The sequence below is a fragment of the Bartonella sp. ML70XJBT.G genome (assembly GCF_028618575.1).
Taxonomy (GTDB): domain Bacteria; phylum Pseudomonadota; class Alphaproteobacteria; order Rhizobiales; family Rhizobiaceae; genus Bartonella.
Window position 1 is genome coordinate 33,839 of the sequence record NZ_JAQITA010000005.1, and the last position, 12,759, is coordinate 46,597.

10 protein-coding genes are annotated in these 12,759 nt (G+C 38.0%); 3 read left to right on the forward strand and 7 right to left on the reverse strand.

Translation table 11 applies throughout. The features are described 5' to 3' along the window. Positions 1-500 precede the first annotated feature (500 nt). From PVV64_RS03510 to PVV64_RS03520, 3 genes are all read left to right on the forward strand, one after another. Positions 501-1,787: an RsmB/NOP family class I SAM-dependent RNA methyltransferase gene (locus PVV64_RS03510; protein ID WP_273759827.1), complete on the forward strand. Its 1,287-nt coding sequence runs from the start codon at positions 501-503 to the stop codon at positions 1,785-1,787. Positions 1,788-1,918: 131 nt separating this feature from the next. Continuing rightward, positions 1,919-3,475, forward strand: a complete 1,557-nt coding sequence (gene guaA / locus PVV64_RS03515; RefSeq protein WP_273759828.1) for a glutamine-hydrolyzing GMP synthase — start codon at positions 1,919-1,921, stop codon at positions 3,473-3,475. A 220-nt stretch (positions 3,476-3,695) separates the two neighbouring features. Further along, the gene (locus tag PVV64_RS03520) at positions 3,696-4,418 is read left to right on the forward strand and encodes a glycerophosphodiester phosphodiesterase family protein (RefSeq protein WP_273759829.1); all 723 of its coding nucleotides are present in this window, start codon (positions 3,696-3,698) and stop codon (positions 4,416-4,418) included. A gap of 107 nt (positions 4,419-4,525) precedes the next feature. Here the strand turns inward: PVV64_RS03520 and PVV64_RS03525 are convergent, their stop codons facing one another. The 7 genes from PVV64_RS03525 to PVV64_RS03555 form a co-directional block, all read right to left on the reverse strand. Then, on the reverse strand, positions 4,526-5,572 hold the full coding sequence (locus PVV64_RS03525; protein ID WP_273759830.1) for a sn-glycerol-3-phosphate import ATP-binding protein UgpC: 1,047 nt from the start codon (positions 5,570-5,572) through the stop codon (positions 4,526-4,528). A 2-nt stretch (positions 5,573-5,574) separates the two neighbouring features. After that, positions 5,575-6,426 carry a sn-glycerol-3-phosphate ABC transporter permease UgpE gene (gene ugpE / locus PVV64_RS03530; RefSeq protein ID WP_273759831.1) on the reverse strand — a complete coding sequence of 284 codons (852 nt, stop codon included), beginning with the start codon at positions 6,424-6,426 and terminating at the stop codon, positions 5,575-5,577. A 10-nt stretch (positions 6,427-6,436) separates the two neighbouring features. Then, on the reverse strand, positions 6,437-7,321 hold the full coding sequence (ugpA, locus tag PVV64_RS03535) for a sn-glycerol-3-phosphate ABC transporter permease UgpA (protein WP_273759832.1): 885 nt from the start codon (positions 7,319-7,321) through the stop codon (positions 6,437-6,439). A 106-nt stretch (positions 7,322-7,427) separates the two neighbouring features. Beyond that, on the reverse strand, positions 7,428-8,753 hold the full coding sequence (gene ugpB, locus PVV64_RS03540; protein ID WP_273759833.1) for a sn-glycerol-3-phosphate ABC transporter substrate-binding protein UgpB: 1,326 nt from the start codon (positions 8,751-8,753) through the stop codon (positions 7,428-7,430). Positions 8,754-9,839: 1,086 nt separating this feature from the next. Beyond that, positions 9,840-10,766, reverse strand: a complete 927-nt coding sequence (locus tag PVV64_RS03545; RefSeq protein ID WP_273759834.1) for a metal ABC transporter solute-binding protein, Zn/Mn family — start codon at positions 10,764-10,766, stop codon at positions 9,840-9,842. Next, entirely contained in the window at positions 10,742-11,650 is a 909-nt protein-coding gene (locus PVV64_RS03550) for a metal ABC transporter permease (protein ID WP_273759835.1), read from the reverse strand. Before PVV64_RS03550 ends, PVV64_RS03545 begins: the two co-directional genes overlap by 25 nt. Positions 11,651-11,654: 4 nt before the next feature. Further along, on the reverse strand, positions 11,655-12,407 hold the full coding sequence (locus PVV64_RS03555) for a metal ABC transporter ATP-binding protein (protein ID WP_273759903.1): 753 nt from the start codon (positions 12,405-12,407) through the stop codon (positions 11,655-11,657). Positions 12,408-12,759: the final 352 nt, after the last annotated feature.

Genomic DNA, 12,759 nt, shown 5'->3' on the forward strand with positions numbered 1-12,759 from the left:
GGCACTCTCATATTATTTCTCTCAATGTTGTGAGAGTTTTCGGCATTTAAGAGCGTTTATGAGAGGTATTTTTACTCTTTTTTTTAAGTCTTTTTATCCAGCGCGAACTTTGCTTGTAATATGCAAGCAAGTAATTTGTTTGATTCAACATGAGGGAGATTTAAAATAAGCAAAACTTACGATATTCAGGACTTCTATTCCACAAACAAATAAATAATTATGATTATAAATCAATATATTAATATATATTTGGAAAGGTTTTTAAGAAGATATCTTACTTTGCAGGATTAAGATAAAATATATCTATTTTAGAATGAGGGGAATGTAAACGGATAGCAGGTGAAATGAAGATTTTGAAATGCTAAATAAAGCGTGATCAGAATCATTTAGTTTTCAATGTAAATTTTGTAGAATTTTGAGAAATTCCATTGGCGTTGAGAAAGATAATTTATTTTGACTTAACTATTGAGAGATTTGTAAAAATTCAATGGGAGAAATGAATGCGCTTAGGTGGCCGTTTGCGTGCAGCAATGGATATCCTACAAGAGATAGAAACGCGGCACTACTCAGCAAGCGAAGCTTTAAAAGCTTGGGGGCTTTCTCATCGTTTTGCTGGTGCAAGTGATCGTGCAGCAATTGGTACAATTGTTTATGATGTTTTAAGAAGACGTTATTCTTTACAATGGCGTATGGAGAGTGATGATATTCGGGATAGCGTTTTTGGTACTTTGTTAGACATTGGAACAATGACCATTGAACAAATTGATGGTGAATTAGCAGGAGATCGATTTGCTCCACAGCTTTTAGGAATGAAGCAGCGCCAATCATGGCAAAAACGGCGATTGGAGGCTGCGCCCGACTATATTCGTGGTGATATTCCCAAATGGTGTAAAACACATCTGTATCCTGTATTTTCTGAAAATTGGGTCGTGGAAGCTGCTGCGTTAGCAACACGTCCTCCTTTAGATTTACGTGTAAATAGTTTAAAGGCAACGTCAGAGAAGGTTTTACAAGAATTAGTAAATACCAAACTTCAACCGCTTTCATGGTTTCCGCAAGCTTTAAGAATTGCGCCGCTTGAAAAATTTGCACGTCATCCCAATCTTCAAGTTGAACCAGCCTTTCAGAAGGGGCATTTTGAAATACAGGATTTAGGATCTCAGATTGTTGGCTATCTTGTCGAAGCAAAAGCCAATATGCAGGTCTTGGATTATTGTGCTGGAGCTGGTGGAAAAACCTTAGCTTTAGCTGCGAGTATGAAAAATCAAGGGCAAATTTATGCTTATGATTCAAATGAAGCCCGTTTGGCTCCTCTTTTTGAACGTCTTCGCCGTGCTGGTGTTCACAATGTACAGCCACTTAGGTATACAGAAGCATTAAAGCCGTTAGTAGGTCAAATGGATATCGTTTTACTAGATGCTCCATGTAGCGGGACAGGAACATGGCGGCGGCGGCCAGATACGAAATGGCGCTTGACACTAGAACAGGTAAGACAACGCCAAATAGAACAGAAGACTATTATGCATGAGGCTATAAATTATCTTAAACCAAACGGGCGTTTAGTCTACATTACATGCTCTCTTTTTGTGGATGAAAATGAGAACCAAATTTTTCGTTTTCTACAACAGCATTGCAGTTTTTATCCAATAAATATGCAGGCTCTTTGGCAGCAATATTTCAGTTCTTCACCGGTGCAACCGATTTTTTCAAATTATGGACTCATCTTATCGCCAGCAACAACAAAAACAGATGGTTTCTTTTTATCTGTGTTGCAAAAAAGACATTGAGATCTCTTTTCGCATTTTTTATCTTTAAATTTTACGGGAAGAACCTTTTTTTAAGTGAAGAGGCTTGTGAAAAGAAAAAGATTGAATAATAAATCTTATTTGTTCTCTCTTAAATGATTGATTGGTTTTCTATGAGCGTAGTACATTCAGACACTGTTCTTATTATCGATTTTGGTTCACAAGTGACACAACTTATTGCACGGCGGGTGCGAGCAATGGGTGTTTATTGTGAAATTGTCCCTTTTCAGTCTGCGTTAGAAGGCATGCAAAGGATAAGCCCTAAAGCTGTTATTTTATCGGGTAGTCCCTATTCAGTTATTGATGATGGTTCACCGCGTGTTCCGATGGAAATTTTTGCAAGGGGTATTCCAATTCTTGGTATTTGTTATGGCGAACAAGTGATGTGTGTTCAGCTTGGGGGAAATGTTGAAGCTGGACATGAGCGTGAATTTGGACGTGCTTTGTTGGAGGTACAAGAAGAGAGTTCACTTTTTGATGGTGTGTGGGAAAAGGGTTCTTGTTATCAAGTATGGATGAGTCACGGTGACCGTGTGACGGCTTTGCCAGAAGGTTTTCGTGTCATAGCAACCTCAAAAGGTGCTCCCTATGCTGCTATTGCGGATGAAAAAAGGCGCTTTTACGCAGTGCAGTTTCATCCTGAAGTTGTTCATACACCGGATGGTACAAAACTTTTGCAAAACTTTGTTCATAAAGTTTCTGGTCTTAAGGGCGATTGGTCCATGGCTTCTTATCGTGAGCAGGCAATTGCTAAGATACAACAGAAAGTTGGAAAGAGTCGTGTCGTTTGCGGTCTTTCAGGTGGTGTGGATTCGTCAGTTGTAGCTGTGCTCCTCCATGAAGCCATAGGAGATCAACTCACATGTATTTTGGTAGATCATGGATTGATGCGCAAGAATGAAGCACAAGAAGTGCTCACACTCTTTCGTGATCATTATAATATAGAGCTTATTCATGTTAATGCAGCCAACATGTTTCTCAGTGCTCTAGAAGGAGAGACAGATCCAGAAAAAAAGCGCAAAACAATTGGTCGCCTTTTTATTGAAGTTTTTGAAGAAGAAACCAAAAAGATTGGCGGCGCGGAATTTTTAGCACAGGGTACGCTCTATCCAGATGTCATTGAGAGTGTTTCAGCCATTGGTAAATCGGTAACAATTAAAAGCCATCATAATGTGGGCGGCTTACCGGAACAAATGAACATGAAACTTGTAGAACCGTTGCGTGAACTATTTAAGGATGAGGTTCGCGTGCTAGGGCGAGAATTAGGATTACCTGAGCAGTTTATTGGGCGTCACCCTTTTCCAGGTCCTGGTCTTGCAATTCGCTGTCCAGGAGCAGTGACACGTGAAAAATTAGAAATCTTACGTGAGGCAGACGCTATTTATCTTGATGAAATTCGTAAAGCGGGGCTTTATGATGAAATTTGGCAGGCTTTTGCTGTGCTTCTTCCTGTTCAGACCGTTGGTGTGATGGGTGATGGACGCACTTATGAATTTGTTTGTGCCCTTCGCGCCGTGACATCTGTAGATGGAATGACAGCTGATTTTTATCCCTATGATATGGCGTTTTTAAGTAAAACAGCAGCGCGCATTATTAACGAAGTAAGGGGTATTAATCGTGTTGTTTATGATATAACTTCAAAACCGCCCAGTACTATTGAGTGGGAATGATTGAAATGAAATAAAATATAAACCTTATTGCACTATGATGATGAGCGAAGGAGAGAGCATTAATCGTGTTGTGTATGGTATAATTCCAAAGTCATTTCAGAAATGAGAGTATTGTTTAAAATTTGATTTTCAGAAGAGTAAACAAAAAAACATTTTTTAAAATCACTGTCTAATCAGTATGAATTAATATCATTTAAAATTGAGAAGTGTGAAATTTTGCATGCCTGAGAAAAAAATTGTTGCACACCGTGGTGGAGCGCACCTTTATCCTGAAAATACCCTTTCTACATTTCGTAACGCTATAACGTTAGGTGTTGATGAAATTGAATGCGATGTTCATTTGCTTAAAAGCGGTGAAGTGGTTGTATTTCATGATTTTCGTCTAGAACAACTTGTTGGGAAAACAGGATATATTCATGATATTGATAATGAAACACGCAAACAACTCTGCGTAAGAGGAAGTATGGAAGCACCTCCTTTACTAGAAGAAGTTCTTGATCTTTTAGCGCCCACCAACGTTGCCTTACATCTTGAAATTAAAACATGTGGTGAGGTTGAGCGTGAGAAAATTTTATCTCAAAAAGCACTCTCATTGATAAAAAGTAGAAATTTAGGAGAACGTGTTTCTGCAATCAGTTTTGATCCTACAAGCCTTCGTCCCTTTATTGAAGCAGGAATAACATCTGGACCATGTCTTGATAGCTTTTCCGGTAATATGGACCATCATTTTTCTGAGTGGAAACAATTGGGATATGCTGATTTGAGTGTAGATGGCTCCACTGTTCCACAGAACTTTATTGAATCTGCCCTTGAATCTGGCTTTACTGTGGGGGTATGGACAATTAATGGGAAAGCTCGACTATCGCATTGGCTAGATATGCCTGTTCATTATATCACTACAGATCAACCGGACCTAGCTTTACAATTGCGTGCACAAAGATAAATATATATCCATCAAAACTTTACCCTCCTAGCAGAAATGGAATTAATAGGAGGGAGGTAAGAAACACTCTCTGATGATATTTATAAGATTAAAAGTCTCTACTTTATTTACTTATCATCTGTACGTTTTCCAGTGGTTTTATTAAAAGTATGAAAATTCTGATAAGGAACAGTAAAGCTTAATTTTTGACCATAGTCGTGTGTCAAGCGTTCTTTTATTTCAATGGTAAAAATATTGTCTTTCCAACGGGTTAAAACATGGCTTCCTGTTCCAACAGGCTTAATAAGTTCAATTTGTGTGTGAAAGACAGGTCCTTGATCTGGATATTCTCCAAACAAAATGATTTCTGGTCTAAAAGCTAAAAGATCAGTTTCTGCACTATAAGATAATGAATGACCTAAGTATTGTTCTAGGATTTGACGATCAAGAAAATTCATAGGAGGAGAACCAATAAAATCAGCAACAAATATTGTTGCTGGATAATCGTAAATTTCCATTGGCGTGCCAATTTGCTCAATAGCTCCGTTATTCATGACAACGATTCTATCCGCTAATGTCATCGCTTCTAGTTGATCATGGGTAACATAGAGGCTAGTTGTTCCCAGTGAACGCTGAAGTGTTTTAATCTCAATACACATTTGTGCCCGCAACTTTGCGTCAAGGTTTGAGAGAGGTTCATCGAAGAGAAAGACGCGCGGTTGACGTACAATCACACGTCCCATGGCTACACGTTGGCGTTGTCCTCCAGATAATTGTCGCGGCTTACGGTCCAGAAATGACTCTATTTGTAAAAGTTTTGCAGCATGTGTGATACGTCGATTTATTTCATCTTTAGGTGTTTTACGATTTTTAAGACCATATTCTAAATTTCCACGAACTGTCATATGGGGATAAAGTGCATAATTTTGAAAAACCATAGCAATGTCACGATCAGCTGGTTCACGCTCATTGATACGCTCATTATCAATAGTGAGTTCACCTGAGGTAACTTGTTCAAGTCCTGCAATGATACGCAATAACGTTGATTTTCCACATCCTGAGGGTCCCACAAGGACAAGAAGTTCCCTATCGGCAACGGTTAAATTTAAATCATTGATAACCAGAATGCCGTTGTCATACTGTTTCTTTATGTTTGATAACTGGATTATGGCCACAGTTACTTCTCCGTTTCAATAAGACCTTTGATAAAAAGTCGCTGCATGCAGATGACGACAAGAACAGGCGGCACCATAGCAACAACCGATACTGCCATGAGTATATTCCATTGAGGATCATGTTGAAGTGATTCTACGATAAGCTGTTTGAGAATAATAAGAATAGTTTGATGATTTTGATCAGTTGTAACGATAAGAGGCCAGAGATACTGTATCCATCCATAAATAAACATAATAATAAATAAAGCAGCGATATTGCTTTTGCTGAGAGGAAGAAGAATATCTTTAAAAAATTTAAATGGTCCTGCTCCATCAACACGAGCAGCTTCTAAGAGTTCGTCTGGAACAGTTAAAAAAAACTGGCGAAATAAAAATGTAGCAGTTGCAGATGCGATGAGTGGAATAATCATTCCGCCATAGGTATTTATCATGCCTAATTGTGCGACGATTTCATATGTTGGAATAATGCGAACTTCGACAGGGAGCATCAAGGTAATAAAGATGAGAGCAAAAGCAGTTTTTCGGAAAGGGAAACGCATGTAAACAATTGCATAAGCAGAAAAGAGCGAAATAATAATCTTTCCAATACTAATACCAAGAGCCATAATAAGCGAATTCATTAAAAGTGGCCAAAGATTGGGCAGTCCAAGTTTTTCTAGACCATCGCCAAAGATTATTTGATAGTTTTCCAGAGCATGTTTTCCTGGTAAAAGAGGAAGTGTTCCTGAACTAAATGCCGCTGAACTATGGGTTGATGCAATAATAGCAACATAAACCGGAAAACAAATAACAATAATACCAACAATGAGAGTGAGATGGGTTAGAAATTTCAAAATAGGGCGATTTTCAACCATAATTTGTTTCCTAATATTGCACGCGGCGTTCAATCCAGCGAAACTGGATAAACGTTAACACAATAACCATCAACATTAATATTGTTGATTGTGCTGCTGATGCACCGATGATTTGGTTTTTAAAACCATCGTCATACACTTTGTAGACGAGAGTGCTTGTTGCACGTGCAGGACCTCCAGAGGTTATGTTATCAATAATACCAAATGTATCAAACATGACATATTGAATATTGATAACAAAAAGAAAAAAGGTTGTCGGTGAAATTTGTGGAAACACCACGGTCCAAAATCGTTTAAAGGGTCCAGCACCATCAATTGCTGCTGCTTCTATTTGGGAACGTGGAACAGACTGGAGACCGGCAAGAAAAAAGAGAAAGTTATAGGAGATTTGTTTCCAACTGGCTGCAATCACAATAAGGATCATCGCTTGTATACCATTAATACGATAATTCCATATAATACCAATTTTCTCCAACAAAACAGGGATAATTCCGATGGTTGGATGGAAGATAAACAACCATAATATACCTGCCAATACTGGAGCCACAGCGTAAGGCCAGAGCAAAAGCGTTGTGTAAGCCTTTTTTGCACGGATGACACGATCAACACAGACAGCTAAAAGAAGCGCGCTCGTCATTGAAACAACAGTAACCGAAATAGAAAATATTGCGGTTGTAAGCAGTGATTTCAGATAAGCAAGATCAGAGAGAACATTTATATAATTTTCAAAACCAATAAAAGTTGTCGAAAAACCAAAAGGATCCTCCCGCTCGAAAGATGATTTTATTGCTTGGGCAGCAGGCCAAAAGAAAAACAAAAAAGTCACAATGAGCTGAGGACACAGCAACCAATAAGGAAGGAGACTATTTTTGAAATATGCGTGTTTTTCTTGCATACGTAGGGTTCTTTACACACAGAAACTTTATAAAGGTGAACAAATAAACAAAAAGACTTAAACTGTTTGATTAACCTTTTGATCTTTAATGATTAAGAATAAAACCCTAATGATTGGCTTTTTCAAATTCACGTAAGAGCTTATTGCCACGTCTAACGGTTTCATCTAATCCATCTTTTGGTGTTTTTGAACCACTAAGAACAGCTTCTAATTCTTGATCAAGAATAGAACGAATCTGTGGTAAATTACCAAATCTTATGCCCTTTGAGTTCACAGTTGGTGGGTTAAGATTAATTTGTTTAATAGCAATATCTGCACCGACATTTTCATCGTAGTAATGCTGTTGTTTACTTAATTCGTAAGCAGCTTTTGTTGTTGGCAGGTAGCCTGTTATCTGGTGCCATTTAGCCTGATTATCGGCTCTGGAGAGATATTTAAGAAAAGCAGCTGCACCAGCATATTCCTCAGGGGTATGACCTTTCAAAACCCAAATAGAGGCGCCCCCAATAATTGAATTTTGTGGCGTACCTTTTACATCATCATAATAGGGCAGCATACCAAATCCCACCTTGAACTGTGCTTCAGACAGGATTCCATCGCGAGAGCCTGAAGATTGCATAAAGATCGCGCAATTTTGTGTCATAAACATTGGTGTTGCATCTAATGCTCCAGCAGGACCACCATAGCGAAAAATACCTTTGTCAGACCATTTTTTCAGGTCGCTCCACATACGCACTTGTAAAGGTCCATTCAAGGTAAGTTTTGCATCAAGTCCGCCAAAACCATTCTCTTTGGTTCCAAAGGGAACATTGTGCAATGCTGAAAAATTTTCTATGCCAATCCATTGGGCTGCATAAGACATTGTAAAACCACAGCTTGCAGCTTTAGTCTCAAGAATTTTTTTAGAAAAATTTTCTATATCTTGCCATGTTTTAGGGGGTTGTTCTGGATCAAGCCCCGCTTTTTTAAAGATATCTTTATTATAATAGAGAATTGGTGTTGAAGCATTGAATGGCATAGAAAGCATTCGCCCCTGAACATCTGAATAATAGCCACTGATAGCAGGTAAATAATCTGTAGGATCAAATTCTTGTTTTGTATCTTTCATAAGTTGATAAAGAGGATAAATGGCACCTTTTGCAGCCATCATAGTCCCTGTACCAATTTCATAAATCTGGGCGAGAACAGGTTGTTGTTTTCCACGGAATGCTGCAATGAGAGAAACCATACTTTCTTCATATTCACCACGAAAGGAAGGCACAACTTTATACTCAGATTGACTGGCATTAAAATCGTTGATGAAACGCTCAGTTTGTTTTCCTAGCTCGCCGCTCATAGAATGCCAAAAGCTAATTTTTGTTTGCGCAAATACCGCTGTTGTCATGCTAAGAGTAATTGCAAACGCTGCGATAGAAAAATAAAAACGATTCATAGTTCCCCCTTGTTTGAAGTGATGGAATACTGATTTCCCTAGATTTATGGTATTATACATGAACATGCCATGACAGTTTTGTTTCAGAAATAGATTAGTTCATTTAAACAGGAACCACCAAAAGGTCAAACGAATTTGTTTAGACTTACGTGTTTTCCTTTATGAAGCTATTGTATGGTACGAGATACTGCTCTGTAAACATCTGATAAAAACGAAATGGTGTTGAGTAAAGCAGGAGACAAGATCAAGGATAGAAACAGTAAATGTTACTTAAGGTATGGCTATGACAGTGTTTAGATTTATGTTCTTCAAGAAAGAGTTACGTATTTTTTGTGTGAGTTGTCTTGTAACTTTTGAATGATCAGTTTGAGGTAAAATGTTTGTATTCTACTAAAACGAACAGGCTCTACTAAGGGTTTATAGCTCTCCAAAACTTTTCTGATGAATGGTAAGATCATATGAGAATCGCGTTTTTAGGAATGAACAAGCCTCTTTTTAAGGTTTAGGAAACATCTTTAGAGCGAGTATCTTTGATCTATAAAATGGCTTATTTTAGCGTTTTTATACGATTTAACACCATGATTTATAAGGCATTTTATGAGTACGAAAACAGAAAAATGATTACCCCAAAAAGATTGATTTTAGGAAAAAACAATTTTAAAATAAAACATAACGACATGTTTCACCTAATAATCTCCTGTTATCAATGCATAGTGAAAAAAATTGAAAAACAAGAAAGTGAATTCAAGTATAAATGGTGTTTTCAGTTGTGAAAGATTTATTGCTCATCATGAGGGCAAGCTTGTAAAAACGCTGTAGAAGCATTTTGGTGATGGATTTTGAATAATTTCTATAAAAACTTTAATTCGTAAGAGATTTTAAGCGTTTTTCGTAGTATTATTCTGTTTAATACATCATAGGCCATAGTGAGGCGCACAATGGCCAAAAAATTTTTCCCATGAACATGATTTAGGGGCGCGTAAAAATCATAGAGTAAACCATTCTCATAGAATAGAAGCAGGTTTTCAGAAGAGTTTTCTTTTCTCTTAAGAATCAGGGTTGTTCATTTTTTTTATAAAATGCTTCTTAATGTTTTGTAATAGCATCAATAATGGTATTTACATTATGTTCCATCATATCGAGATAAGTTGCCGCAGGACCATTTTCGTTTGATAATGCATCGGAATATAATGTTCCACCGATTTTTAATCCTGTTTCTTTTGCAATCTGTTTTATAAGACGCGGGTTAGAGATATTTTCAATAAACAGTGCGGTTGCTTTATTGGTTTTAATTTGCTTGATAAGTTTGGCCACATCACCTGCTGTTGCTTCAGCTTCTTTTGAAGCATTTTGCGGTGCAAGGATAGTAAAACCATATTCTTGGGCAAAATAACCAAAAGCATCATGAGATGTAATGATAATGCGCTGATCTTTTGGGATTGCGGCAATCTTTGTTTTAAGTTTTTCTTGCGTTTTTTGAAGCTTTTGGAGGTAAGCATGAGCATTTTTGTTATAGCTTAGACAGGATTGTTGATCGATTTTACAAAAAGCAGTAGCGATATTTTTGATATAGATTTCAACATTAGGGATAGTTTGCCAAGCATGTGGATCAATGTTACTGTGGTTGTGATGTGGTTGGGCGTTCTGCTCTTGATTTTCTATTTTAAGGGGAGGAATGTTGGCAGCCACTTCAACAAGCAGCGCCTTTGTCCCGCTTGCTGTGATAAGACGGTCAATAAATCCCTCTAAATGGAGACCGTTGATGAAAATAATATCAGCATTTCTAAGAGCTTGGGCATCTCGGGGGGCCGGCTCATAAGTATGGGTATTTGCATTAGGTCCAACAAAAGTAGTCATAGAGATATGATTGCCTCCTACATTTTTGACTAAATCGGCAAGAATAGAAAAGCTCACGACAACTTTAATTTTATGTTGTGCAACAGCAGAAAATGGAAAAAGAACAAACGATAAGAGGGTTCCAAGGAGAATCAATTTTTGAATAAATTTAGACACATTAATTTCCTTAAACGAGGGAGGGATGTACAAAACAGGTGAGGAAACCATGTTACAATAAGACCCCGTGGACTGATAAAGCAGGAAAAAAGATAAATAAATCCTGCGGCAATGATAATAGCAGGGCCGGAGGGAAGTGACAGATGAAAAGAAAGCAGTAGACCACATATACTAGCAATGATTCCCAAAAGAATAGAAAGTATGCAGATAGGCCCCAACCGCGAAAGCCAGAAACGGGCTGTAATAGCTGGAATCATCATAATGCCAACAGAAAGTAATGTGCCAAGTGATTGGAAACCACCAACCAGATTTAATACGACGAGTCCAAGCAATGATATATGGACATATTTACTCAATGGAGAGAGCGATTTAAAAAAGAGAGGATCAAAGCTTTCTAATACGAGCGCGCGCCAGAAAATACAAAGGCTGCATATTGTGATCAGCATGATCGTGGTGATAAGTAAAAGAGTTTGTGTATCGAGTGCAAGTACCGAGCCAAATAAGAGATGAAGCAGTTCAATTGTTGAGTTTTTCAGGGAAATAATAATGACACCTGTGGCGAGTGCAATAAGATAAAAGACTGTCATTGATGCATCTTCTTTCTGAAAACTATTTCGTGAAATAAGGGCGGTGGCGAGAGCAACAATGATGCCAGCGAAAATACCACCAAGTGTCATAGATAGGAGTGAAAATCCACTTATCAGAAAAGCAGCAGCAACACCAGGAAGAATGGCGTGGGATATAGCATCTCCTGTTAAACTCATTCCACGTAGCATCAGAAATACACCAACCGGACAAGCACTGATGGAGAGAAGGATTGAGCCGATAAGAGCATTTTGCATAAAATGGAAATCAACGAAGGGGGCAAGAAAAAATGTGTACACGTCTCTATATCCCCATAGATCGAGAATCACTGAGAGGAAAATGTTGTTTTAGTGTGCTAGTAGGCAAAGAGCTGGGTATAAGGGGAGATATAATGTGATGCATGTTATCACAGAAGAATTGGGGTGTTTCTCCATAAAAAGCATGTTGTTGATGAATATGAAGCATTTTGGGAAAACATTTTTGCACAATGAGGGGATCATGGAGTGCTGTAAGAACTGTTCGTCCTTGTTGTTGCCAGTGTGAGATGAGGGAAAGAAGATCTTCTTGGGTACTATAATCTACACCATTGAAAGGTTCATCGAGCAAGATAATATCAGCATCTTGTACAATAACACGCGCAAAAAGAGCACGCTGTAACTGTCCACCTGATAGTGTCTCAAGGGGACGGGTAGCGAGTGCTGTAAGCCCAACCATTTCAAGAGCATTTTGTATTTTAGAGTCATAAGGGCGCTGGTTTTTCCACAATCCACAAAAAGACCATAGTCCTGTTTTGACCAACATCCTCACATCAATGGGAAATGTTTTATCTATGTCACATTGCTGAGCAAGATAAGCCATTCGGCTTTTCTTGGGTTTTATAACTCTACCTTTGAGCGGTTTAATCAAGCCAGCAATAGTTTTCAGGAGCGTAGATTTTCCAGAACCATTATCACCCGTTATTGCCACCAACGAGCCAGCTTTTAACTTTGCTGAAAAGCCTCTTATTGCTACTCTCTTTCCATAGCCTAAAGTTGCACGATCAAAATGCAGGTCCATACTGTTACCATCTTTCATTATTCTCTCATAGACATATGTAATAATATAACGTTTGTCAATAAAACGTTATATTATTACATATGTTTTAGACCTTGAGATTTTTAGTGGGAAGATCGTGGAAAATTAAAAATAATGATTGAATTTGCCTTGACGAAAGAGAGAGTGTGTATACTATATATAGTATCAAAATGATTGGTGATTCTAAATAAGCACAAGTGAGGGTGTAGTGTGTTTCGTTTGGTATCTACGTTATTTCCATAATGTGATTGTAGAAGAGTTTATTGGCCAAGAGTAGAGTAGTGTTCTGGCAGGGAGCTCTTTTGGAAGAATTTCCTTTCGTTTTTGTAAGTTG